Annotated in this window: 21 protein-coding genes; 17 read left to right on the top strand and 4 right to left on the bottom strand. The window is 71.0% G+C overall.

Features of this window, described 5'->3' with window-relative positions:
- Positions 1–87: 87 nt before the first annotated feature.
- From gmd to NUT86_RS38405, 3 genes are read left to right on the top strand one after another with little or no spacing between them, the layout of a single operon-like run.
- Entirely contained in the window at positions 88–1,101 is a 1,014-nt protein-coding gene (gmd, locus tag NUT86_RS38415) for a GDP-mannose 4,6-dehydratase (RefSeq protein WP_018091941.1), read from the top strand.
- Positions 1,098–1,634, top strand: coding sequence for a DapH/DapD/GlmU-related protein (locus tag NUT86_RS38410; RefSeq protein WP_274740011.1), 537 nt, complete (start codon positions 1,098–1,100; stop codon positions 1,632–1,634). The genes gmd and NUT86_RS38410 overlap by 4 nt, the downstream gene beginning before the upstream one ends.
- A complete protein-coding gene (locus NUT86_RS38405; RefSeq protein ID WP_274740009.1) occupies positions 1,631–2,755 on the top strand; it encodes a glycosyltransferase in 1,125 nt (374 codons plus the stop codon). Before NUT86_RS38410 ends, NUT86_RS38405 begins: the two co-directional genes overlap by 4 nt.
- Before the next feature lie 38 nt (positions 2,756–2,793).
- Here NUT86_RS38405 and NUT86_RS38400 read toward each other — a convergent pair whose 3' ends face one another.
- On the bottom strand, positions 2,794–4,005 hold the full coding sequence (locus tag NUT86_RS38400) for a glycosyltransferase (protein ID WP_020397760.1): 1,212 nt from the start codon (positions 4,003–4,005) through the stop codon (positions 2,794–2,796).
- Positions 4,006–4,190: 185 nt separating this feature from the next.
- Between NUT86_RS38400 and NUT86_RS38395 the strand changes: the two genes are divergently transcribed.
- The 5 genes from NUT86_RS38395 (at position 4,191) to NUT86_RS38375 (ending at position 11,024) form a co-directional block, all read left to right on the top strand.
- Positions 4,191–5,696 (top strand): hypothetical protein, encoded by a 1,506-nt coding sequence (locus NUT86_RS38395; RefSeq protein WP_018091945.1) that lies wholly within the window; start codon positions 4,191–4,193, stop codon positions 5,694–5,696.
- Positions 5,693–7,375, top strand: coding sequence for a polysaccharide biosynthesis tyrosine autokinase (locus tag NUT86_RS38390; protein ID WP_159483901.1), 1,683 nt, complete (start codon positions 5,693–5,695; stop codon positions 7,373–7,375). Before NUT86_RS38395 ends, NUT86_RS38390 begins: the two co-directional genes overlap by 4 nt.
- Positions 7,372–8,943, top strand: coding sequence for an oligosaccharide flippase family protein (locus NUT86_RS38385; protein WP_274740006.1), 1,572 nt, complete (start codon positions 7,372–7,374; stop codon positions 8,941–8,943). The genes NUT86_RS38390 and NUT86_RS38385 overlap by 4 nt, the downstream gene beginning before the upstream one ends.
- Positions 8,944–9,031: 88 nt before the next feature.
- Entirely contained in the window at positions 9,032–10,573 is a 1,542-nt protein-coding gene (locus NUT86_RS38380) for a hypothetical protein (RefSeq protein WP_037742748.1), read from the top strand.
- 22 nt (positions 10,574–10,595) lie between these two features.
- Entirely contained in the window at positions 10,596–11,024 is a 429-nt protein-coding gene (locus NUT86_RS38375) for an adenylyltransferase/cytidyltransferase family protein (RefSeq protein WP_018091949.1), read from the top strand.
- Between the two features lie 66 nt (positions 11,025–11,090).
- Here NUT86_RS38375 and NUT86_RS38370 read toward each other — a convergent pair whose 3' ends face one another.
- Positions 11,091–11,822, bottom strand: a complete 732-nt coding sequence (locus NUT86_RS38370) for a CDP-alcohol phosphatidyltransferase family protein (RefSeq protein ID WP_274740003.1) — start codon at positions 11,820–11,822, stop codon at positions 11,091–11,093.
- A gap of 40 nt (positions 11,823–11,862) precedes the next feature.
- Between NUT86_RS38370 and NUT86_RS38365 the strand changes: the two genes are divergently transcribed.
- The 4 genes from NUT86_RS38365 to NUT86_RS38350 all read left to right on the top strand — a co-directional run bounded on the left by NUT86_RS38365 (position 11,863) and on the right by NUT86_RS38350 (position 15,867).
- Positions 11,863–13,161 carry a glycosyl hydrolase family 28-related protein gene (locus NUT86_RS38365; protein WP_274740001.1) on the top strand — a complete coding sequence of 433 codons (1,299 nt, stop codon included), beginning with the start codon at positions 11,863–11,865 and terminating at the stop codon, positions 13,159–13,161.
- 203 nt (positions 13,162–13,364) lie between these two features.
- Positions 13,365–14,426 carry an HpcH/HpaI aldolase/citrate lyase family protein gene (locus NUT86_RS38360; RefSeq protein WP_018091952.1) on the top strand — a complete coding sequence of 354 codons (1,062 nt, stop codon included), beginning with the start codon at positions 13,365–13,367 and terminating at the stop codon, positions 14,424–14,426.
- A gap of 5 nt (positions 14,427–14,431) precedes the next feature.
- Positions 14,432–15,304, top strand: coding sequence for an HpcH/HpaI aldolase/citrate lyase family protein (locus NUT86_RS38355; protein ID WP_266440069.1), 873 nt, complete (start codon positions 14,432–14,434; stop codon positions 15,302–15,304).
- A 191-nt stretch (positions 15,305–15,495) separates the two neighbouring features.
- Positions 15,496–15,867 carry a hypothetical protein gene (locus tag NUT86_RS38350; RefSeq protein WP_018091954.1) on the top strand — a complete coding sequence of 124 codons (372 nt, stop codon included), beginning with the start codon at positions 15,496–15,498 and terminating at the stop codon, positions 15,865–15,867.
- A 184-nt stretch (positions 15,868–16,051) separates the two neighbouring features.
- Here NUT86_RS38350 and NUT86_RS38345 read toward each other — a convergent pair whose 3' ends face one another.
- Both NUT86_RS38345 and NUT86_RS38340 read right to left on the bottom strand, forming a co-directional pair.
- Positions 16,052–16,453, bottom strand: a complete 402-nt coding sequence (locus NUT86_RS38345; RefSeq protein ID WP_018091955.1) for a hypothetical protein — start codon at positions 16,451–16,453, stop codon at positions 16,052–16,054.
- A 162-nt stretch (positions 16,454–16,615) separates the two neighbouring features.
- Positions 16,616–17,899, bottom strand: a complete 1,284-nt coding sequence (locus tag NUT86_RS38340) for a PAS and helix-turn-helix domain-containing protein (protein ID WP_266440065.1) — start codon at positions 17,897–17,899, stop codon at positions 16,616–16,618.
- A gap of 339 nt (positions 17,900–18,238) precedes the next feature.
- Between NUT86_RS38340 and NUT86_RS38335 the strand changes: the two genes are divergently transcribed.
- From NUT86_RS38335 to NUT86_RS38315, 5 genes are read left to right on the top strand one after another with little or no spacing between them, the layout of a single operon-like run.
- The gene (locus tag NUT86_RS38335) at positions 18,239–19,615 is read left to right on the top strand and encodes an ATP-grasp domain-containing protein (protein ID WP_159483910.1); all 1,377 of its coding nucleotides are present in this window, start codon (positions 18,239–18,241) and stop codon (positions 19,613–19,615) included.
- The gene (locus NUT86_RS38330; RefSeq protein ID WP_159483912.1) at positions 19,612–21,627 is read left to right on the top strand and encodes a PEP/pyruvate-binding domain-containing protein; all 2,016 of its coding nucleotides are present in this window, start codon (positions 19,612–19,614) and stop codon (positions 21,625–21,627) included. The genes NUT86_RS38335 and NUT86_RS38330 overlap by 4 nt, the downstream gene beginning before the upstream one ends.
- Positions 21,624–22,955, top strand: a complete 1,332-nt coding sequence (locus NUT86_RS38325) for an MFS transporter (protein ID WP_274739997.1) — start codon at positions 21,624–21,626, stop codon at positions 22,953–22,955. The genes NUT86_RS38330 and NUT86_RS38325 overlap by 4 nt, the downstream gene beginning before the upstream one ends.
- A gap of 22 nt (positions 22,956–22,977) precedes the next feature.
- Positions 22,978–23,799, top strand: coding sequence for a class I SAM-dependent methyltransferase (locus NUT86_RS38320; protein WP_274739995.1), 822 nt, complete (start codon positions 22,978–22,980; stop codon positions 23,797–23,799).
- Positions 23,783–24,325 carry a nuclear transport factor 2 family protein gene (locus NUT86_RS38315; RefSeq protein WP_018091961.1) on the top strand — a complete coding sequence of 181 codons (543 nt, stop codon included), beginning with the start codon at positions 23,783–23,785 and terminating at the stop codon, positions 24,323–24,325. The genes NUT86_RS38320 and NUT86_RS38315 overlap by 17 nt, the downstream gene beginning before the upstream one ends.
- Positions 24,326–24,369 lie beyond the last annotated feature (44 nt).

Below are 24,369 nucleotides of genomic sequence, written 5' to 3'. Positions count from 1 at the left end.
GTAGCGTCCACGCCCCGCGGTCCGCCGGCGCGTGGGTAATCCATCAAGTTCGATCCCGATGCACATCACTTCTCGTGGGGGGAAGCCATGCCGAAAACCGCGGTCATCACCGGAATCACCGGTCAGGACGGGTCATATCTCGCCGAATTGCTGCTGAGCAAGGGCTATGAGGTGCACGGGCTGATGAGACGCTCGTCGAGCTTCAACACCGAGCGCATCGACCACATCTACCAGGACCCGCACACCCCCGACCGGAAGCTGCTGCTGCACCACGTCGATCTGTCGGACGGGGTGGCCCTGGTGAATCTGCTGCGCGATGTGCAGCCCGACGAGGTCTACAACCTCGGTGCCCAGTCCCATGTCCGGGTCTCCTTCGACGCTCCGCTGTACACCGGCGATGTGACCGGGCTGGGCGCCGTACGCCTGCTGGAGGCCATCCGCGCCAGCGGCGTGCAGACCCGGCTCTACCAGGCCTCGTCCTCGGAGATGTTCGGCGCCACCCCGCCGCCGCAGAACGAGGCGACGCCCTTCCATCCGCGCAGCCCGTACGGCTGCGCCAAGGTCATGGCGTACTGGTCCACGGTCAACTACCGTGAGGCGTACGGCCTGTTCGGGGTCAACGGCATCCTCTTCAACCACGAGAGCCCGCGGCGCGGCGAAACCTTCGTCACCCGCAAGATCACCCGTGCGGTGGCCCGCATACAGGCAGGCCTGCAGGAGCACCTCTACCTCGGCAACCTCGATGCCGTCCGCGACTGGGGTTACGCCCCGGAGTACGTGGAGGCCATGTGGCGGATGCTCCAGCAGGACGAGCCCGACGACTATGTGGTGGCGACCGGGGTGGCCGCGACCGTACGGGACTTCCTGCAGGCCGCCTTCGACGCGGTGGGGCTGGACTGGGAGCGCAGTGTGCGCTTCGACCCGAAGTACGAGCGGCCCTCCGAGGTGGACGCGCTCATCGGCGACGCGTCCAAGGCCAAGAGCCTGCTGGACTGGTCGGCGAAGGTACAGTTCGACGAACTCGCCCGGATCATGGTGGAGTCGGACATACGGCAGCTGGAGGACGAACTCTCCGGTCACCGGGTGCGGGTGGACCGATGACGGTCACCGCCACCGACCGCCGGCTGCGCGGCTTCACCGGAGCCGGCTACGACAAGGGCCGGGGGCTGCTGACCCAGGTCGCCTGGTTCGTCGTGCTCAACGTCCTGTTCATGAAGTGGTGGTGCCCGCCGCGGCTGCGGCCCCCGCTGCTGCGGGCCTTCGGTGCCCGGGTCGGCGCCCGGGTGCTCATCCGGCACCGGGTGCGGGTGCAGTGGCCGTGGAAGCTGACGATCGGCGACGACGTCTGGGTGGGTGAGGACTCCTGGCTGATCAACCTGGAACCGATCACTATCGGCCATGATGTCTGTGTGTCCCAGGGTGCCCTGCTGTGCACCGGGAGCCACCAACGCCGCTCCCCCACCTTCGAGTTCGACAACGCTCCGATCCGTCTGGAGCCGGGGGCCTGGGTGGCCGCCCGCGCCATGGTGCTGCGCGGGGTCACCGTCGGAGCGGATGCGGTGGTCGGGGCCGGTGCGGTCGCCCACCGCGATGTGCCGCCGGGGGCCGTGCACACCACCGGGGGTGCCGTATGAGGATCACCCATGTCGTGACGCTGGTCAGCGACGACGGGGCCTACGGCGGTCCGGTGAGCGTGGCCACCGGGCAGCTGGGCGAACTGGCCTCGCGGGGGCACGAGGTGGGGCTGGTCTCGCTGTGGCGGGGCCGGAGCGCACCCCCGCGGTCCGTGGACGGGGTACCGCTGCACGCCTGGACCGCCCGCACTCTGGTGCCGGGGCAGGGCTTCCTCGGTCTGTTCCACCCGGGGCTGCTGCCCGCGCTCTGGCGGCGGGTGGGCAAGGCCGACGCCGTGCATCTGCACGCCGGGCGGGACCTGGTGTCCCTGGCCGCGCTCGTGGTGGCCGCGGTGCGGCGCCGCCCGTTCCTCGTGCAGACCCATGGCATGGTCCAGCCCCGCGGCTCGGCCGTGGCCCGGCTCTTCGACCGGGTCTATGTCCCGCTGCTGCGCCGGGCGGCCGCGGCACTGGTCCTCACCGACGAGGAAGAGGCCGGGCTGCGGCAGGTGCTGGGCCCGCGCGGACCGCGGCTGGTCAGACTCCCCAACGGGGTCCGCTCCCGCCCGGCCGACGCGGAGCGGAGCAGTACGGATGTGCTGTTCCTCGCGCGTCTGCAGAGCCGCAAACGCCCTGAGGCCTTCGTGCGGATGGCGGCGCTGGTGCACCGCAAACGGCCCGAGGTGTCCTTCACCCTGCACGGTTCGGACGAGGGACGGCTCGCGGAGGTCCGGCGGCTGATCGCCGAGGAGGGGCTCGGCGACGTGGTGACGTACGGCGGGGCCCTCGACCACGACGCCGCGGTGCGGCGGACGGCGCAGGCCACCGTGTACGTGCTGCCCAGCGTCGACGAGCCGTTCCCGATGAGTGTGCTGGAGTCCCTGGCCGTGGGCACCCCGGTGGTCTGCACCGACAGCTGCGGGATCGCCGGTGCGCTCCGGCGGCGCGAGGCCGCTGTGGTGACCGACGGTTCGCCGGAACAGCTGGCGGACGCGGTGCTGCGGCTCCTGGAGGACCCCGCGCTGCGGGAGCGCGTCACCCGCGCCGGCCATGCGGCCGTCGAGGCGGAGTTCTCCCTCACGGCCGTGGCCGACCAACTGGAGGAGTGGTACGGGTCGCTCGCCCGGCCCGGCGGCGGGTGACCGGGGGCGGGGGGGGCCCTGGCCCCCGCCGCCTCTGGCTACCGGCCGGCTGCCCTGGCGATCCGCAGCAGCTCGGTGATCCGCTCCAGACCGGCGCGGCTGCTCAGCCGCTGCTCGACGTACTCCGGGCCCCGGGCTCCCAGCCGGGCCGCCCGCCCGGGGTCGTCGGCGAGCGCACGGACCTCCGCCAGCAGCGCCTTCGGGTCCTCCGGTGCGAGCACCGTCCCGGCACCCGAGCGCAGGACCTCCTGGGCGGTGCCCCCTTCGGCGGCCACCGAGGCGATCACCGGCCGGCCCGTCATGAAGTACGAGGTCAGCTTGGACGGCAGACTCATGTCCAGCACGGAGGCCTTCTGGGTCACCGCGAGCACATCGGCGGCGGCGAGCACCTCGGGGAAGTCCTCGGCGTCGGCGGGCGGCAGGAAGGACAGCGCGGAGACGCCCGCGGCGAGCCGTTGCAGGTGCGCGCGCTGATTGCCGTCCCCCATGAGCACGAACCGCACGGGCGCGGCTTCCTGATCGGCGAGCCGCGCGGCCTCGACCAGTACCTCCAGCCCCTGCTTGAGGCCCATGTTGCCTGCGTGCAGCACCACGGTCTCGCCGTCGGACCAGCCCAGTCGTGCCCGGGTGCGGTCCCGGTCGCCGGTCGGGCCCTGCACATGCGTCCAGTTGGGCACCACATGCACCCGTCCGCGCGGCACGCCCATCGCCGTGACCCGGTCCACGAACGATTCGTGCACCACCCCGACGACGGCCGCCTGGCGCAGCACCCGCGCCTCCACCGCCCCGGCCAGGGCTGCGGCCCGGCCCCCGCCCTGGATGCCGCTCTGCTCGGCGGCGGCCCCCATCAGGTCCTGGACGATCACGACATGCGGTACCCCGGCCTGCCGCGCCAGCCGCCCGCCCAGCACTCCCCCGGCCAGGCTGGGCATCTGGGTGAGCACCACGTCGGGGCGGATGCGCGGTGGTGCCATGGCGCTGTGGGCCAGGATGCTCGCCTCGAACAACGCCCGGCGCAGGGCGGTCTGGTGCGGCGGAACGGTGTGCCGCCGGCGGTGCACCGTCACCCCGCCGCGGCGCTCCCGGACGCGCCATCGGCCGCGATAGCCGTCCGCCACCCGCCAGGCGGGGTAGTGCGGCATGCCCGCGAGGACATGGGTGTCGGCGCCGGATGCGGCCAGGTGCTCGGCGATCTGTGTCGAGTACGGCCCTATGCCGGTGTGTTCGGGTGCGTAGTTGGTCGAGACCACAAGCACGCACCGGCCCGCGAACGAGTCTTCCACGAAAGGCCCCCCTCTGGATGTGCGGTCATCGTAGGAGCCCGTCGGGGCCCGCGGGCTGTGAATTGCGTTGCGATTGTGTCCCGAAGGCGACCTTGTTTCCCGATGTCCCTTAGATTGTGGTCGCTGGTGGGGAGTTGGGGGGAGGTGGGCCGATGCTGCACGGGAAACGTCCGGGCACCGCGGAGCCGGTGCGTGGCATCGCCGCACTGTGCTGCTGGGCGCTGCTGCTGGTGGTGCTGCTGCCGGTGCTGATCCTGCAGTCGCTCGACGCCCGTTTCGGTGCCGCGCTGGCCGTGCAGTGCGTGGTGGTGGTGCACACGGGTGCGGCGCTGGCCCGGGTGCTGACGGACGTCCGGGCACGGCTGATCGCCTTCGGTTTCTGGCTCTTTTCCTACGTGTGGCTGGGACTCGCGCCGTTGGCGATGCTCGCGACGGACGCGTACCCGCGGGGTTTTGTCGTGGACGCGAACACCGCGTTCGTGACAACGGCCGTGGTGGAGACGGGACTTCTCGCCTACAGCGCGGGGTCGGCGGTGGCGTCCTGGCGGTCGGCGCGCACCTCCACGGTCCTCGAACCGCTCCTTGCCCGGCGGCTGTCGCCGGGGCGGGTGCTGCTGCTGTGCGGTCTGGCGCTGCTGCTGGCGGTCGCGTTGATCCCGGGGCAGGGCGGGCTGTCGGCGTTCTTCCTCAGCCGGCAGGCCGCCAACGAGGCGGCGGCGCAGGCTGCGCCGGCCGCGTCCGCGGACCGGGCGATGGCCGCCTGGGCCCTGTCGGTGCCGGCTTTCTGGGCGCTGGTGGGGCTGGTGCACGTACCGCGGTTCACCGCCGGCGACCGGACCCTGCGCGGATTACGGTGGCTGCTGCTCCCGCTGCTGATCGCGGTGAACGTGGTGGTCAACAACCCCATCAGCCAGCCGCGTTTCTGGGCAGGAACGGTCCTGCTGGCGCTGCTCTTCAGCGCCTCCTGGCTGCGCGGACCGCGGGCCTTCCGGATGGGCGCGGCGGTGGTGGCCGCCGTGGTGCTGGTGGTCTTCCCGTACAGCGACTACTTCCGCTACGACAAGCGGGAAGCCGTCCGTGTCGTCTCGCTCGCCGAGCAGTTCACGTCCAACGGTGACTATGACGCGTTCCAGCAGATCGAGACGGGCGTGGACTACGTCCGTACCCATGGCTTCACCCCGACGGCCGCGCTGGGCCCCCCGCTGTTCTTCGTGCCGCGTGCCGTCTGGCCCGGCAAGCCCGATGACGCGGGCATCCTGCTCGCCCGGCACGCCGGCTACACCTTCGAGAACCTCTCCGCGCCGTTGTGGATCGAGTCGTACATGTGGGCCGGCTTCCCGTCGGTCATCGCCGTCTTCGGCCTGATCGGCGCGGTGGGGCGGCGCATCGACAACCTCCGGCACCGGCTGCGGCGGCGCCCGGGGACCCTCGCGGCCCTGCTGGTACCGGCCTTCGGCTTCTACCAACTGGTGCTGCTGCGCGGCAGTTTGATGGCCATCGTGGGCCCGCTCGCACTGCTGGTCTGCGTCCCGCTACTGATCACCCGTAAAACGGGACGGCGGGCCCTTCCGCCGTCCGCTGAGGACCCCGCGTGCGCCTCGACGTCACCAGCGCACCGCGCCGCCTTGCCTCTACCCACAGGAGGAGCACGTACGTGAGCGTCTTCGACGAGCCCGCGGAGGAGCCGGACCAGATCCGGGACCAGCTGCGCCAGCTCTTCCGGTATCGCGCCCTGGTCGTGCTGGGGCTGGTGCTGGGCATGCTCGGCGGTGGCGCCGTGTCCCTGCTCGGCGGTTCGACCTATACGGCGACCGGCGAGGTCGTGGTCCATGCGATCAGTACGGCGCCCTTCGAGGCCGGCGGGGTCTCGGTGGACAAGCAGATCAGCATGGGCACCGAGCGGCAGATCGCCCAGAGCGCCTCGGTCGCGGCCCGCGCGGGCAAGGCCCTCAAGCTGGCGACCGATCCGGCCACGCTCCAGCGCGATCTGCGGGTGAGCAATCCGCCCGAGACCCAGACCCTGATGTTCGAGTACAGCGCGGACTCCCCGGACCGGGCGTCCGCGCTCGTCAACGCCTTCGTGCAGGCGTATCTGAAGTACCGGCAGGACGCGGCGACCCAGCGGATAGACAAGACCGTCGGCAAGCTGAGCGCCGAACTCAAACCGCTGCAGGAACAGCGCAAGGTGCTGGACCGGCGGATCGCGGGCGGGGGCGGTGCGGCGGGACGGGCCACCGACGAGTCCGAGCGCAGCAATCTGGTGTCGGAGATAGCGGATCTGCAGGGGCGGATCTCCAGCCTGAAGTCCCTCGACACCACGCCCGGTGACATCGTCCGCAAGGGCGATCCGCCGGCCTTCCCGTCCAGCCCCGGTCTCGTCGTGCTGCTGCTCGCCGGGGCCGTGGTCGGTCTGGTGCTGGGCATCCTGGCGGCCTGGATCCGCTCGGTGCTGGAGCCGCGGGTCCGGTCGGTGGCGGATGTACAGGACAATCTGCGGGCACCGGTGCTCGGCATACTGCCGCGCCGGCAGGGCGGTACGGAGCTGCTGGAGGTCGGGCGGACCGGCCGCGGCAACCGTGCGGAGGCCTACCGGACGATCGCATTCCGGCTGGTGCACGACCAGCGCTTCGCGGGACGTGGCAGTCTGCTGGTCGTCTCGCCCCGGGAGAACGCGGAGGCCGTCTCGGTCGCGGTCAACCTGGCCGGTGCGTTCGCCGAGATCGGCAACGACATCCTGCTGGTCGAGGCTGATCTGCGCACTCCGCAGCTCGCCCAGCGGCTCCCGCTGCACCCCGGCCACGGGCGTCCGGTGCCGGGCAGCTGGGCGGACGGCGAGCGGCTCGCCGTGGACGCGGGCGTGGACGGGCGGTTCGATCTGCTGCCCGGCCGGGAGGTGCCCAACCCGGCACGTACCCTGTCCTCACCGCGGTTCGCGCGGCTGCTGAACACACCGTCCGGCCCGAACGAGAATGTCGTGGTCGTCACCGGGCCGCTGCTGTCACATGCGGACGGGCTTGCCGTCGCCAAGCAGGCGGCCGGCGTCGTCGTGGTCTGTGATCTCAACGAGGTCCGCCGGGACGATCTGGACCGGGTGTGGGAGCTGATCACCGGCGCCGGCGGGCACATCCTGGGGGCCGTCCTGGACAAGGGCAGCCGCGCGACGTCGCTGCGCCGGCTGACGGACGGCGGGCCGACGCACCGCAAGCGTGGCCGGGGCCGCCCACGGGCCGCCGCGGTGGCACCGCCGCCCCGGCCCGGCCCGCCGCCGCCCCGCCTCGGCCCGGCACCGCAGGACGGAACGCCCCTCGACTCCGACACCACCTCGCTGCGCAGGTGACGGCCATCCGTCCGGCGGGTGCGGACGGCCGGTCCGCGCCCGCGGCGCCGGGAGGGGCCGCGGCCGGCGGGCGCGGGGTGGGCTCGACCGCCCGCGGCAGTCTCTTCGGTCTGGCGGGCTCGGCCGCCAACGCGCTGTTCGGGTTCGTCCTGGTCGCCGTCATCACCCATGGCCTCGGGGCCGGCGGGGCCGGGGCGGTCTTCACGGGCGTCGCGGCCTTCACCATCCTGAGCAATGCGCTGAAGCTGGGGGCCGATACCGCGCTGGTCCGCTTCGTCTCCCGGGACCTGGAACTCAGCGGCGGGGCCGGCGTACCGGCACTGCTGCGGATCTCGGTCCTGCCGACGCTGCTGGCGAGCGCCGCGGGGGCGGCCGTCCTGCTGTGCTCCCCCGGGCTCGCCGGCCTGCTGCTGCCCGAGCTGGACCCGGGCCAGGCCGCCGCGCTGATACGGCTGTTCGCGGTCTTTCTGCCGGTGACGACGGTGGCGCTGGTGCTGCTCGGGGCCACCCGGGGGTACGGCTCGGTGGTGCCCTTCGTGGGCGTGGAGCAGATCGGGAAACCGGCCGTGCGGGTGCTGCTCGCGGTGCCGCTGGCCCTGCTCGCACCGAGCGTGACCGGGCTCTCCGCGGCCTGGCTGGCGCCCGGGGTGCTGGGTGCGGTGGCCGCCTGCGTCTCGCTGCGCCGGTCCCGCCGTGCGCATCCGGGCTCCGGTCAACCGCCGTCGCAGGCACGGGAGTTCTGGGCCTTCGCCGGACCGCGGGCGGTCTCCTCCGTCTTCGACATCACCGCGGTGTGGATCGGGGTGATCCTGCTGTCGGTGCTGGGCACCGGCACCGACGCCGGCATCTACACGGCGATCGGGCGTCTGGTCACCGCGGGGTCGCTGCTCCAGCTGGCGATCAGGCTGGCGGTGGCACCGCAGATCAGCCGGCTGCTGGCGGGCGGTGACACCCACGGCGCCCATCATCTGCACCGGCTGTCGACACGCTGGATCGCGCTCTTCTCCTGGCCCGTTTTCCTGGTCCTCGCGGCCTACCCACGGACCGTGCTGTCGCTCTTCGGGCCCGGCTTCGACGAGGGCGCGGCGGGGTTGGTGGTGCTGGCGGCGGCCTGTCTGGTCAATGTCGGCGTCGGCAATGCGCAGACGGTCATCCTCATGGCCGGGCGGAGCGTCTGGAATCTGGTGGTTGCGGGCACCGCGTTCGCGGTTCAACTGGGCAGCGGGGTATGGCTGGTGCCGCGGTACGGGGTGCTGGGGGCGGCGGTGTCCTGGGGTCTGGCGATCGTGGTGGACAACGGTGCCTCGGCGCTGCTGGCCCGCTACCGCCTGGGCTTTCGCACCGTCGACCGGGGCTATCTGTACGCCGCGGCGATCGGCATCGTGACGGTGGCGCTCCCGGTGTTCGCCCTGCGGACGCTTTTCGGGGACAGCCTTCCCGGTACGCTTTTGGGAATTGTTTTAGCCATTGGGGCTTTCGGCGCGGCCGTCTGGCGCTATCGTTTGCCGCTGGGGGTAGGGGAGTTCTTCGGGGCGCTGCGCAAGCGTGGTTCGGGAAACTCACCGTGAACACCGGTCCCATTTCCGCACAGAACTCGTCGCGTTCCCACGTCCTACCCTGACAATTCCGATCGCGCCATGCTTCCAGGGGGGACCTGTGCGCCAAAGAAGCAGACCTGTCCATCTCTTGCTCGCCGCCGCGGTGCTGGGCACCGCATCGACGGCCCTTTCCGCCGGACCCGCTCAGGCCGCCGGTGAAACCACCCTCACCGCCGATCCGCTGAGCACCTGGCAGACCGACGGCATCGTGTGGGCCATGGCCTATGCCAAGGGCATCGTCTACGTAGGAGGCACCTTCAGCCACATCCGGCCGCCGGGCGCCGCGCCCGGCTCCACCGGAGAGCTCGCCCGTAAGAACTTCGCGGCCTTCGACGCCGAAACCGGTGAACCGCTGCCGTGCGCCCCGGCGTTCACCGGCGGCACGGGCACCGTCCGGGCCATGAAGGCCTCGCCCGACGGCTCGAAGATCTACATCGGCGGCTCGTTCGGGAAGGCCGGCCCGGTGGGCCGGTCCAACACGGCCGCTCTCAACACCGCCGACTGCACCATCGGGGCGGACTGGCAGCCGACGGTCAGCTCGACCGTCCGGGCCCTGGACGTCACGGCCGACACCGTCTACATCGGCGGCGGCTTCGACACCGTCCAGGGACAGACCCGCGAGCGGATCGCCGCGCTGCGGCCCGACGGCGAGCTGCTCCCGTTCAAGGCGACGATCCGTGGTTCCTCGGTCGGCAACGACCCCACACCGGCGGTCAACGCCATCACGGTCGCCCCCCAGCTCAACAAGGTCATCATCGGCGGCCGGTTCACCTCGGTGAACGGCAGCTGGCTGAGCGTGCACGCGCTGGCCGGGCTGGACGCGACCACCGGGCGGGTCGTCAACTCCTTCGCCGGCTGGATTCCCCAGAGGTCGGCGGTCAAGTCGCTCGTCAACGACGGGACCAACTTCTATCTGGGCGCCGAGGGCACCGGCGGCGGGGTCTTCGACGGCCGCGCGGCCGGACGGCTGTCGGACGGCTCGCAGCTCTGGAAGGACACCTGCCTGGGCGCCACCCAGGCGGTCCTGCCGTACAAGGGCGTCCTCTACAGCGGCTCCCATGCGCACGACTGCTCCAACACCCCGGGCGGCTTCACCGACATCGGCAACCGTCAGCACTTCCTGGCGCAGTCGATCTCGGACAAGACGATCCTGCCGTGGTTCCCGGACACCAACGACGGGATCGGCGAGCAGATCGGCCCGCGGGCGCTGACCGTGGGGGACGGCATCCTGTGGGCGGGCGGCGAGTTCACCACCGTCAACGACGCGCCGCAGCAGGGTCTGACCCGGTTCGCTGCGGGGCCGGACACCGGGGCGCCGCAGGTGCCGCTGCTCAGCGGTGCGAGCGGGTCCCGGGGCAAGATCACGCTGAACTGGAAGGCCTCGTGGGACCGGGACGACGGTGTCCTGACCTACAAGATCTACCGCGACGGCGAGTACCTGACCTCGCTCAACCAGGATTCGCGCTACTGGAACCGCCCCAACATGAGCTACACGGACACCGTGCAGCCCGGGGCTCAGCACCGGTACTCGATCGAGGTCACCGACGGCACGAATGTGTCCGGGCGCAACGGCCCGGTCTATGTGACCGCCAGAAACTGACCGAACGCCGAGTGGGGGGTAAATGACGCACCGAGTAGGTTATGCGCCGGGGGTCTATGACCTCTTCCATGTCGGACACCTGAACATTCTCCGGCACGCCAAAAGTCAGTGCGACTATCTGGTGGCCGGCGTCGTCTCGGACGAAATGGCGATGCAGGCGAAAGGGCAGGCACCGGTCATTCCGCTGACCGAGCGGCTGGAGATCGTACGCAGCGTCCGATTCGTGGACGCGGCATTCGTCGAGACGGTGCCCGACAAATTGGAGACATGGCAGCAGGTGCGGTTCGACGTCATTTTCAAGGGCGACGACTGGCGGGGGACGAGCAAGGGCGACAAGCTCGAACGGGATTTCGCGACGGTCGGGGTCGAGGTGGTCTATTTCCCCTACACCGTGCACACGTCGAGCACCCTGCTGCGCAAGGTGCTCGACGGGCTGGCGAATTCGGCGTGACCGGAGGAACTGATCCGGTGCCCGGCCCGGGGCGCCCGCTCCGGTGAGGTGTCCGTCCCCGGCCTGTCAGCGGCCGGGGACGGACAACTCTCGGTACCACTTCACGAGGAACGCCACCATGAACAGCAGATGGGCGGCGAACAGGACGCAGTACATCGCCAGGAACAGATCCTGGCTGCCGAACAGCAGGAACAGGGCGCAGAACACCCCGTAGTCGACGGGCAGCAGGGCGACGGAACGCAGCGTGGAGGCGGGTGCCGAGGGCGCCGCACCGCCCGCACCGCTCCGCAACCGGTCGGCGCGCTTGAGCTGTTCGGTGAGGATGCCGCCGAAGAAGACCACCACCGCGGCGAACTGGAAGACGACCGGGAGGAGCAGATACCTGGGGTCGGAGAAGCCGAAGTAGCGGTAGAACGAGATGAGTACGGCCATGTGGAGGGCGAGCATCTTCGCGCAGTCGACCACATGGTCCAGCCACTCCCCCGCGGCGCTGCCGGTTCCGGTCAGCCGGGCGAGCTGCCCGTCGGCGGAGTCGAGGGCGAAACCGAGGACCAGCGCCGCGAAAATGCCGGCCGCCGCGGCGGGCGAGGGGCGGAGCACCGCAATCATGACCACACCGGCAAAGGTGAACACCGCACTGATCATGGTGATTTGATTGGGCGTCAGTTTCATGGTGTAGCCCGCGGCGGCCAACACCCGGCCGGCCGGCCGGTTCACATAACGCGAGTACAGGGACACTCCCTTCGCGGATTTCTGGGCCGCAGACAGCTGTCTGATCGCATATCCGAACTGGCTCATGTCCCCCACCTGATGAATGGACCCCCGAAGGAGCAACATCATGGCAGGCAGGACCTCTCCGTCAACCGGTGGCGCCGATCGCCGGACAGTGCTGGCCGGTACGGCCGCGGCACTGGCGGCCGCCCTCACCGGGTGTGAGCCGGCATCCCCTGCCACCCGGCAGTCGTCCGACGACGCCAGGGTCCCGGTGGTCACCGGCCACAAGCCCAAGGGCAAGGACGTCATCGACGTGGTGGCGGACTGCGGCGCCAAGGGCGACGGACGCACCGACGACAGCCGGGCGTTCGCCCGCGCGTACTCCTACGCGGCCGGCCGGGTGTGGGACCACATCGGCCGCACCGTGATCGACATACCGGCCGGCACCTACCTCATACGCAAGCCCCACGCCCTGCTCAACGCCACCGGAGGAAAGCTCAAGGCCAATGGCTTACGGTTCCGCGGGGCCGGCAAACGCATGACACAGCTGCTCTTCGCACCGGCCGAGGCCGACAACGCCTATCTGTGCCGCAACGAGGACAGCTGGGCGAATGTGATGTTCGAGCAGCTGGGCTTTGTCGCCGCCACCCCCGGCGCCTCGTTCTTCTACTCCTACTCGACCGGCCAGGCCCAGGACTACCGCTTCACCGAATGCGAGTGGACCGGCGAGTGGACCTACGGCCTGGCGCTCGACGGCAGCAACACCAACTCGGAGATGCGCTGGGACGCCTGCCGTGTGGGGGGTGCCTACCGCAAGGCGTTCCTGTACTCCGGACTGTCCGAGAAGTCGCTGAGCCACCGCCAGCAGGACCAGTTCCTCAACTACTGGTTCAACGACATGAAGGTCGAGTACGCCTGGGGCAACTTCCTGGAGTTCCCCTACGGCGGTTCCATCACCTGCCGCGGCGGCTCCTACATCGTCACCGGCCGCCGCCCCGAGGACTCCGCCGACTACGGGCGCACCAGCACCTTCTTCCGCTTCCCGCGCGGTCCGCACCACGACTCCGTACAGCGCTTCCACGCCGAGGACATCCGCTTCGAGGTGCGCGACCCGGACACCGTCGTGATCGACTGCGCCTGGGACAGCGGGACGGTGCACTTCAACGACTGTGACGACACCGCGAACGCCTTCAAGTCCTTCGCCGAGGAGAGCAGCCCCCATCGCTACCGCATCGGCTCCCGGGGCCCGCTCGTGCGGTACGACTCCTGCCAGCTGTCCGGGCAGCACTCCTACGAGCAGGACGGGGGCGGCGCCGGCCCCCGGGCGCGCTACGACATGTGCCGCTTGCGCAATCACTCCCCGCAGGACTTCATCAAGGGCGCGGACGGCCGGGTGAAGTTCGTCGACTGTCTGGGGGCCTGAACGGGCCGCGGTGGGCGGGAACCCGACGGTGCGGGAACGCCGCTGACGGCCTGTGCGTCCGCGGCCCGCTTCCTCGCCGACGGTGACCAACGGCACACGTACTGGTCAGTAATGTTGCCCCTGGTCGGGCCTAGAGTGAGGGCCGCAATGGCGCCGCCGGGCACCGGCGGCGGCCCGCCCTCCGAGCCGACCAGGGAGACTGCATGCGTTCTCCGAAGGACTTCTTCCGCCCGCTGGCCGTCGGGGCGCCCACACCGGTACGCGAGGTACCGTTCCGGCCGTCCCGGATGATCCACTTCTTCGACCCGGGCAACGAGAAGATGGCCGCCAAGGTGCCGGCCATCGCGCCCACCGTGGACGTGCTGCTCGGCAATCTGGAGGACGCGGTCGCCGCCGACCGCAAGGAAGCCGCCCGGTCGGGCCTGGTGAAGATCGCCCAGGCCACCGACTTCGGCGACACCCAGCTGTGGACCCGGATCAACAGCCTGGACTCGCCGTGGGCGCTGGACGATCTGCTGACGCTGGTCGGCGAGATCGGCGACAAGCTGGACGTGATCATGGTGCCCAAGGTCGAGGGCGCCGAGGACATCCACTACGTCGACCGGCTGCTCGCCCAGCTGGAGGCGAAGGCACAGATCCGGCGGCCGATCCTGGTGCACGCCATCCTGGAGACCGCGACCGGTGTCGCCAATGTCGAGGAGATCGCCGGAGCCAGCCCCCGGATGCAGGGCATCTCGCTCGGCCCCGCCGACCTGGCGGCCAGCCGCCGGATGAAGACCACCCGGGTGGGCGGCGGTCACCCCGGATACCTGGTCCGGGAGGACCCGCACGGCGCGGACGGCACGGCACCGCGGGCCACCTTCCAGCAGGACCTGTGGCACTACACCCTGGCGCGCATGGTCGACGCCTGTGCGGCGCACGGCATCCTGCCGTACTACGGGCCGTTCGGTGACATCAAGGACACCACCGCCTGCGAGGACCAGTTCCGCAACGCCTTCCTGCTGGGCTGTGTCGGCGCCTGGAGCCTGCACCCGGTGCAGATCGCCATCGCCAAGAAGGTCTTCTCGCCCGCACCCGCCGATGTCGCCTGGGCCCGCCGGGTCATCGAGGCGATGGGCGACGGCACCGGCGCGGTGATGATCGACGGCAAGATGCAGGATGACGCCACGTACAAGCAGTGCCAGGTGGTCGCCGAACTCGCCGACGCCCTCGCCGCCCGCGACCCCGAGCTGCGCGACGCCTACGCCGCGGCCGAGAAGGAGTAAGACCCGTGTCCGACGCGATCCTGCGGCCGCGCCGCTCCGTGCTCTACATGCCCGGTGCCAATGAACGCGCCCTGGAAAAGGCCAAGTCCCTCCCCGCCGATGCGCTGATCCTCGACCTGGAGGACGCCGTCGCCCCCGACGCGAAGGCCGACGCCCGCGAGCGGGTCGCGGCCGCCGCGGCCTCGGGGGAATACGGCTACCGGGAGGTGACGATCCGGGTCAACGGCCCGGGCACCGCCTGGCACGCCGACGATCTCCGGGCCGCCGCCGAGGCCGGTCCGGACGCGGTGGTGGTGCCCAAGGTGGACTCCGCCGACACCGTGCGGGAGGTCGAGCGGGCGCTGGAGGCGGCCGGCGCTCCGGACCGTACGGCGATCTGGGCCATGGTCGAGACACCGCGCGCGATGCTGGACGCCCGTGCGGTCGCCGCCGCCAGCGAACGGCTCACCGTGCTGGTGATGGGCACCAACGACCTGGCGAAGGAGCTGCACGCCGAGCATGTTCCCGGCCGGGCCCCGCTGCTGACCGGACTGTCCCTGGCGCTGCTGGCGGCCCGTGACACCGGCAAGGCGATCCTGGACGGCGTCTACAACGACGTGAAGAACGCCGAGGGGTTCGAGGCCGAGTGCGTGCAGGGCCGGCAGTTCGGGTTCGACGGGAAGACGCTCATCCATCCGTCGCAGGTCGAACCCTGCAACCGGGCCTTCGCCCCGTCGGCCGACCAGATCGCCCGTGCGCAGAAGATCATTGACGCCTTCGACGAAGCCACCCGTGAAGGGCGCGGTGTCGTCACCGTCGACGGCCGGATGATCGAGAACCTTCATGTCGAGGACGCCCGCCGGATCCTGGCCCTCGCCGAGGCGATCGCCGGACGCTGAAGTCCGGCCCGCAGGAGCTCATGCTTCCTGCGGGCCGTCGGCACGGCGGCGCGGAATTCCAGGGCCGTCGCGGTGAATCCCATAATCGGACAGGGTGAATAAACGGGACTGGCCGCTGCTCAGGCTTGGTGGTGCCGGGCATCCGGGATAGCAAGACCCCCGGGGACCCACCATGAGTGCAGGAGCACACAGTGAAGAATTCGGCACGCGTCAATGTCGTGATGGCAGGAGCCTGCGGTCTGCTCCTGGCCGCCGGTACGGTCTCGCCCACCCTGGCGTGGGCCGAGTCGTCCGGCGGCGACGGCGTCTCGAACAGCGACACCGTCGCCCGCTTCGACGCCAGATTCCGCTGCGCGCACCGGGCCAGATTCTGTATCAACGGACCGGTACTCAGCGGAAATCCCAGAAGATCCCAGAACGTTCATGTCTCCGGCGGCACCATCAGCAACAGCGGTAGCCCGACCAACACCAACGGAAACACCAACGACGACACCGGCGGCACGACCGGCACGGCGACCAAGTCCGGCAACAACGAGCAGCACATCCACCACCACCGCGAATGAGACGGCGAGTGCGCGTCCAGCCGCTCCGGCCCCGGGCATTCCGGGGCCGGAGCGGTTCAGGGGCGACGACGACCGCCCGGCGACTGTGCCGGGCGGTCGTGTGACGGCCGGCGCGGTGCCGTATCCGTCGGTGCGGTGTCCGGATCAGTGGTGCGGCGTCCGGATCAGTGGTGCGGCGTCCGGATCAGTGGTGCAGGAATCCGAGTCCGAGGATGCGCTGGACGTTGTTGCTGCTGCCCGTCGATGCACCGGTGACGGAGTTGGCGGCGTTGGTGGTTCCGTTGGTGTTGGAGAGGTTCCCGCTGTTGTTCGGGTTCCCGTGGTTGATGAAGTTGCCGCTGTGCAGGCTGTTGCCGCTGTTCACCGGACCGTTGACACAGGCGTGGGGTGACAGCAACACGGGCGACCGGTAGTGGATCTGGCCCAGGCGGTTGTTGCAGACCACGCCGTTGACCGTGCCGGTCACGGTGCCCACATCGGCGTCCGCCACCGCGGAGAGCAGAGAGTCCGGAAGTGTCACCGCCTGGGCCGTGCCACCGCCGAACAGCACCAGCCCGCACGCCCCGACGACAGTTCCCGCCTGCATGATTCTTCTCACGACGCTCCTCGCCTCTTCATCCTTCTGATGCCAGACGTATCGTGCTGCCGCGGTCGGCCCGCGCCGGTGTTCAACCCGCGGGGAGCAAAACCCCCGGCGGCCACAATCAGCCGGGTGGCCCAAACCCCGGGGGCGACGGCGGCAGGAACGTCAGGTGACGCTGTGCGGATGGCAGGCCGTCGCCGAGCGTGGCGGCCAGGCCTGGGGGGCGAGGATGCCCAGCACGTAGGCGCGCGCGACCAGAGCGGGTCTGGTCGGGGCGTCCAGGAGATCGCGCAGCCGGCTGAGGTGGTAGTCGACGGTCTGCCGGGAGAGGTGCAGGGAGGTGGCGATCTCCGCGTTGCTGCGGCCGGCGGCCAGCAGGGACAGGATGCGGACCTGACTTGCCGTCAGCGGTGGATGGGGCTCGTGGGCGAGCCCCTGGTGGGTGATGACCGCCCAGACGCTGGTGGCACGGTCCGCACTCCGGCCCACCGTGGTCAGATGCAGCCGGGCGCGCCGCTGGTGACCGCGGGAGTCCACCAGCGCGACGGTCGTCTGGATGCGCCGGCTGCGGCGCGCTATCAGGTCGAGCCAGCTGCGGTGCAGCCCCGGTAATTCGGGGGCCGGGGCGAGCACGGTGTGCGCGCGGCGGCCGACGAGGTCGGAGAGCCGGGTCTGCAGCAGTTCGGCGGCCGCGGCGCTGGCCTGCTGGATCCGTCCGCCCGCGGAGATCAGGGCGCACGGCAGTCCGCTGTGATCGCGCAGCGCATGCAGGCTCTCCTCGGCCTCCCGGCGCTGGCGCAGGGCACGGGTGTAGTCGCTGATGTCGATGTAGATGCCCGCCACGCAGGTCTGGCTTCCTTCCCGTACGGGGAAGCGATGGCCGACCGCCTGCCCGCCGGTGCCGTCGAAGCGGTGGTAGGTGAGGGTGTGCCGGACCGGTTTGCCGCGGTCGAGCACCTCCCGGTCCAGGCCGAGGACCTGCGCGGCGTCGGCGGGGCCGTCGACGTCGGCGACGTCCTTGCCGATGATGTGCTCCGGGGTGGTGCCGTACAGATGGGCGTAGGCGTGGTTCGCCCAGAGGTAGCGCCCGTTCGCGTCCCGGATGAAGGCAGCGGCGGGGGCGAGGTCCGCGAAGGCGTCATAGCGGCGGGGGCCGGCCGGAGGGGGGCCGACCTCCACCGCCAGCCCACGGGAGCGGCCCTGCCGGGGCACGCCGAGGGGCCAGTTCACATCGAAGACACGACCGTCGAACTGTGCCTGCCAATGGCTGATTTCAGGTGCTGCGGCCGGCCCGGGAAGCTCCTTTCGCACGGTGTCGAGGAACCGTTGGGCCGTCACCGTGTCGTCGAAGGCACCCCCGCCGCTGTCGATCACCCGTAGCTCACGGTCGGCTTCCCACCAGGACACCGGAAGGTGTTCGAGCAGCGACTTCAGACTGGTCTCGTCCACGACGGGCCCCTTTGCGGTGAAGAGTTCAACGAGTTCGGACGGCGCGCCACCGCCATGCGTATCCCCCCGCGTCCGGTGGCATGCCCGGTTCTCGGCCGATCTGGCGACGTCCGCGCACCTCCGCGGCGTCGCGGGCGCGCCATACGCCATCACGGAACCTTCACGATTGCCTGGGGGTACCCACAACTCTGGCATTTGCCTGAGCGGTTGCGGCCCGATCAGGGGAACGGTGGGCCGCACGGCTGCTTCGCTTGAGGGACGGCGTTCGGATTCCGGGGGGCCGGACGCTGTCCAGCCGTTTCCGATGGTTCCCATCGTATGAAAAGGAGTCCGATTCCAGTGAGCAAGGTGCTGTTCGTGTATGCCAAGGGTGGTCCGCCCTTGGGGTACGCCCTGTCACGGGTCGCCGCACGGTCGGCAGTGCACCTGCTGGCGCTCAGCGCGCTCCCTCCCACCGTGGCCGCGTCCGCTGACCGGCTGTGCGCTTCGGTCCTGCGCCCCGCCGAGTCCGAGCGGCACGACCTGGTGTCCCTGATCGTCTCCCGGGCCCAGGCGGTGGGCGCGGACGCCGTCGTCACCTTCTCCGAGTACGCGGTCGTCGCGGTCGCGGAGGCCTGCGAGAAGCTGGGCCTCGCCGGGGCGGGCGGCTCCTGTGCCCTGGCCCGCGACAAGCGGATGATGCGCCGCACCTGGCAGGAGCGGGGCATATCCCAGCCCCGGTTCCGCCCCGTCGCCACCGAGCGGGATCTGCACGACGCGGCCGCCGCGCTCCGCTTCCCCCTGCTGTTGAAGGCCGCCTGGAGCGCCGGCTCCACCGCGCACCGGATCCTGCGCTCCGCCGATGACGTACCGGCGGCCTGGGAACGGGCGCGGGAGGTGATGGCCGAATCCGCGCAACTGGGCTACGCCGAACTCCATGTGGCCGACGCCGGGGCGGACTTCATCGTCGAGGAGATCGTGCCGGGCACCGCCACGGAGTGGTTCGACCAGGAGGGCTGGGGCGACTACGTCAGTGTCGAAGGCGTCGTCGTGAACGGCGACTTCCGTCCGGTCTGTCTCAGCGGGCGGATGCCGACGGTGGAGCCGTTCACCGAACGCGCCGGCATCACGCCCGCGGCGCTGCCGCACGACGCCCAGCAGCGCGTCGTGGCCCTGGCGCGCGAGGCCGTCGATGCGCTGGGGCTGCAGAACTGCGGTACGCACACCGAGATCAAGCTCGGCGCCGGCGGGCAGATGTGGGTGATCGAGACCGCCGCCCGGTTCGGCGGGGCGATGACCGTCCCGCAGATCGAGGAGGTCTTCGGCCTGGATCTGATCGGCATGCTCACCGACCATCTGCTGGGGCGTCAGGTCTCCTGGCCCGCCGAGGTGCGCACCCCGCAGGAGGCGCACGGCGCGGCCGGTTCCCTGGTCGTGCTGGCCGTCGACGGCGCCGGTGAGGCCTGGCCGGACCAGCGGGTCTGGGACTTCCCGACGGTGCGGGACGCCGTACCGCTCAGCGTCGGCAGCCATCTGTCCGTGGTGGCCGAGAACTCGCTGCCGGACGGGACTCCGGTGCCGGTGTACGACCCGGCCGCGGGCGCCAACACCATGGCGGCGCTGTGCCTGCTGTCCGCCACCGACCCGGAGACCGTGATCCGCGACTTCCGGACCCTGGTGGAGGCCCTGCCGCAGACCCTCCCCACGGCCGGCGTCACCACGGAGGTGCGCTCATGACCACCACCGCCGTTCTGCCCTCCGGCACCCCGGGCCCCCTCACCGACCGCACCGTCATCGGTGAGAACCTCTCCCTGCCGCTCTTCCGCACCCTCTCCGGAGTCCTGGCCGGTCACCCGTACCTCAAGGTCGTGGTGGACCGGGTCGAGGACACCTGGCATCTGCTCGACACCGCCGTCCACCCCTTCCACGTCAACTACATCGCCACCCGCGTCCTCGGTATGGAACTGGCGGAGCTGGACTCCTGCCTGGACGCCTTCAACGCCTCGGTCTACATGGACCCCGAGCGCCGCTTCCTGCTGGGTGTGCTCTCCCTGCACACCGACGAGGACGCCGAAGGACGGGAGCGGCCCTTCCTCGTCCTGGAGACCACCGAGGCCGACACCATGCACGGGCGGCTGCTGGAGGAGTTCTACACGTTCGTCCGGCACCGGGTCGACGGCCGCCTGCCGCTGCTGCTGAAGCCGGCGAACCACGGGCAGGAGCACGAGCTCGCCGCGATCAGCGACGTACGGGTGCCGCGGATCCTCGGCCATCAGCTCTTCGGCAACCGCACCCGTACCCCGCTCAACCCGGGTGACGCCGTCGGCCGGCTCCGCTACTTCCGGACCCTTGAGGAGTACACGGCCGCGGCCGACGGGCTCGGCTGGTCCGACATCGTGGCCATGCCGTGTCTGCCGGACGATGTGCCGCGGGTGGCCGGTTTCCTCAACACCTCACCGGGCACCCCGCTCTCGCACACCAATGTGCTGGCCTCCGGCTGGGGCATCCCCAACGCGATCGTCCGCGATCTGGAGCGCATGGTCGACGCGGACGTCCTCGACGGAGCCTGGGTCCGCTACCGGGTCCAGGACGACGAGATCACCCTCGTCCCGCTGACCCATGCCCCGACGCTGGACGCCCCGGCCTGGCACCAGCAGCGCATCCGGATGGAACCGCCGCTGCTGGAGGACGTGCCCGCGCTGTGGCTGCACCGGCTGCGCCGCGCCGACCGGGACCGGTACGGGACCAAGGCCGCCAACCTCGGCGAGCTCCATCACGTCCTGGACAGCCGCACCGCCGACCTCACCGCCTTCTACGGGCAGCCGCGCCCGCCCCGCGCCGACCTCTACGGCCACCTCGCGGCCCGGCTCGGCGCCAAGGACGCGACGGGCGCGGAACTGCGTTCCCTGGCGGCCGACTTCGTGGCCGGGGTGATCGCGGCGCCCCACGGGATCGCCCTCCCGTTCGCCCTGCAGCACCGCTTTCTGACGTCCTCACCGGCCGTGCAACAGGGCCTCGGCAAGCTCAAGATGGCACTCGAACTCGACGCCGTCGACGCGCTGGACGCGGTCTGTCTGCATCTTCAGCAGCTCATCCGGAACACCCCGATGCCCGAGGACGTCTCCCGTCAGATCACCTCGGCGCTGCCCGGCGGTCCGGACACCGGCAACCGTCTGGTGGTGCGCTCCTCCTCCAACGCCGAGGACCTTCCCGGGTTCTCCGCGGCCGGGGTCTACGACTCGGTCACCACCGTCCACGGCGCGGACGAACTCCTCGACGCGGTACGCCAGGTGTGGGCCTCCCTGCTGTCGCCACGCAGTGTCCGGCTGCGCCATCAGGCGGGCATCTCCCTCGATGACACCTATATGGGCGTGATCATCCAGGAGTATGTGCCCGCTGACCTCGGCGGAGTCCTGGTGACCTGCAACCCGACCCGGCGCGAGGACTTCCGCAACGTCTACCTCAACTGCTCCCCCGGCTCGCCCGAGACGGTCGTCGACGGTACGACGCTGCCGCTGCAGTACCTGTACAACACGGTGGAGGGCGGCGGCCGTACCGTCGCGCTCGGCTCGTCCGGCCGGGACCTGCCGGTCGGCACCCGGGACAAGCTGGCACGGCTGGCGCTGACCGGGCGGCTGCTGCAGTCCCACTTCAGCGAGACCGATGTGGACCATCCGCTCGACATCGAATGGCTGATGACCGATCAGGGGGACTTCCGCCTGGTCCAGATCCGCCCCTACGCGCTGTGATCCGGCGGTTCACCGGCCCGCTGCGCGCCCGCAGGACCCGGACCCCGGGCGCGCCCCTGACACCACGGGCCCGACGGATCATCCGGCTGAACAACGGCTTCCAGCTGCTGTTCAACCTGTTGTGGTGGATGCCGGTCTTCTACGCCTACCAGCGGGAGGCAGGGCTCTCCGACGGGCAGATCTTCGGCATCCAGAGCATCTACTACGTCGCGTTCTGCCTCTTCGAGATCCCGACCGGGATGGTGGCCGACCGCATCGGTGCCCGCAACTGTCTGCGGGCCGGTGCCTTCGTGATGACCGCGGCGAATCTGGCGCCGGTCCTCGCGCCCAGCTACACCGGCTTCCTGGTGCACTTCCTGGCCATCGCCGCCGGCCGTTCGCTGACCTCCGGTGCCGCCAGCGCCTATCTCTACGACGGCCTGGCGGCCGAGGGCGCGGGAGAGCACTACCTGAAGGCGGAGGGGCAGGCGCGGGCGCTGGGGCTGGCGACGAAGGTGGTGTGCTGGCCGCTGGTCGGGCCGCTGATGGCCGTCGCGCACGCCACGCCGTATGTGCTGAGCGCCGCGAGCGCGGCGGGCTCGCTCGTCTGTGCCGTGGTGCTGCCGCGGCAGGCCGCGGCCCGGCACGGCGGTGCCGGTGGCGCCGGGAAGGCGTCGCGCGGCGGGCCGGTGTTCCTGCGCGATGCGGTCTCGGCGCTGCGCTGGGTGTGGGCCACGCCCTGGCTCGCGCTGCTCATGGTGCAGGGCGTCGCGGTGTTCACACTCTCCCGTATCTGCCAGGTCAACCTCTTCCAGCCGGTGCTGCTGGACCACGGCATCCCCGAGAGCTCGCACGGCGGGGTGCTGGCCGCGATGACCGTCGCGGAGGCGGTGGCCTCGGCCCGTCCGCAGTGGCTCGGCTCCCGGCTGTCACCGGTGGCCTGGGTGTCGCTGCTCAGCCTGGCGATGGCGGGCACGCTGGCGGGCAGCGTCCTGGGCGGGCCGTGGACCGTGGTCGCCCTGCTGTGCCTGTTCGCCGCGGTCACCGGCTTCGCCTATCCGCTCCAGCGCAAGCTGGTGAACGACGCCATCCCGGCGGGAGCGCCACGGGCCACCCTGCTGTCCGTCGAGAGCATCGTGGACCGGGGCGTGTGTGCGCTGGCGGCCGTGGCCGCGGGAGCCTATCTCTCGGCGGGCCGGCTGGACGCGCTGCTGTGGCACAGCGCGCTGGTGACCGCTGTGGTGATGCTGGTCCTGCAGCTGGTCCTGCGGCGTGCCCCGGGCCGGCGCCGGAAGCCGCCGGCGGCGGAGCCGGCCACGGAGCTGGTCACCACAGCAGGAAACCCCTGAGCGGCACCGTCATACTGGGGACGTGCGGGCTACGGAAGCCGGGCGCTACGGCGAAGGTCTGTTCCGCCCGGAGGAGACCGGCGAGGCCGGCCGTATCGATCTGGGAGCGCTCGCCTATGACGAGGCGAGCGCCGCCCGGTTGGCGGCGCTGGGCGCCGGGCCCGGCTGGCACTGCCTGGACGTGGGCGCGGGCACCGGCACCGTCGCGCGGTGGCTGCTGGAGTCGGCGGGTGTCACGGGGGTCCTCGCGGTCGACCGTGACACCCGGTCCCTGGACGCCGGCCGGACACCGGGGCTGTCGACGCTGACCGCCGACATCACCGCGCCGGACTTCGACCCCGGCCGGTTCCAGCTGGTCCACGCACGGTTCGTGCTGATGCATCTGCGCTCGTGGCGCCGCATGATCGCCAAGCTGGGTTCGCTGGTGGCGCCCGGTGGTGTGCTGGTGCTCAGCGATGCCGTGGACCTGACGACCGCCGAGGCGCCGGCCACCCCGTACACCACGGTCATGCGGGCGATGTGGCAAGGGCTCCGGGAGTCCATCGGCACGGACATCTCCTGGGTGCCCGACTATCCGTACCTGCTGCGGGAGGAGGGCCTGCACCGGGTGGCCGCCGAGATCCACGTCCCGCCGTTGGTGCCGGGCAGCCCCCTCAACCGCTTCTGGGCCGATACGTGGGACCGGGCACGGGGCGCCATCCTGGCGACGGGGCAGGTGGACGAGGCACAGATCGAACGGGCCCGGCGGGCGCTGTCGTCGGACGAGTGCACCGGCCTCTCCCCCGGGATGCTCACCGCCTGGGGCTGGCGGACCGAGGAGGCCGGCCGTGACCAGCACCACTGACCGGGAACGGGAGCGGGTGTGGGAGCTGCACACCAGCAGCGAGTTCCGCACCCTCGATCTCGACACGACGATGGCCACCATGTCCGACGCCCCGGAGGTGCTGCATGTGCCCACGGCCATGGGCGCCCGCGGCAGGGCGTCCGTACGGCACTTCTACCGCCGCTGGTTCGTGGGACACAACGCACCGGATTTCGCCCTCGCGCCGCTGACCCGGACCACGGGCGGCTCGCGGATCGTCGATGAAATGCTGGTCTCGTTCACCCATGACGTGGAGGTGCCCTGGATCCTTCCCGGGGTGCCGCCGACCGGGCGGCCCGTCGAGATCCCGGTCATCGCCGTGGTGTCGTTCGACGGGCCGCTGATCTCCGCCGAGCACATCTACTGGGACCAGGCAGCGGTCCTCGGCCAGACCGGACTCCTTCCGGCGGAGACGATGGCGCGGCTGCCGGTCGTGCTGGATCAGCGCGGGACGCTGGCGGACGGCCCGCTCAACCAGCTGGCGGGGCGCGGCCACGGGCGGGGCTGAGCCGAGCCGTTCCGGTCGGTCCGGTCGGTCCGGTCGGTCCGGTC

Source organism: Streptomyces sp. G7(2002) (genome assembly GCF_028870195.1).
Classification (GTDB): Bacteria; Actinomycetota; Actinomycetes; order Streptomycetales; family Streptomycetaceae; genus Streptomyces; species Streptomyces nigrescens.
Note: the sequence above shows the minus strand (reverse complement) of the source record. Positions and strands in the feature narration are given on the sequence as shown.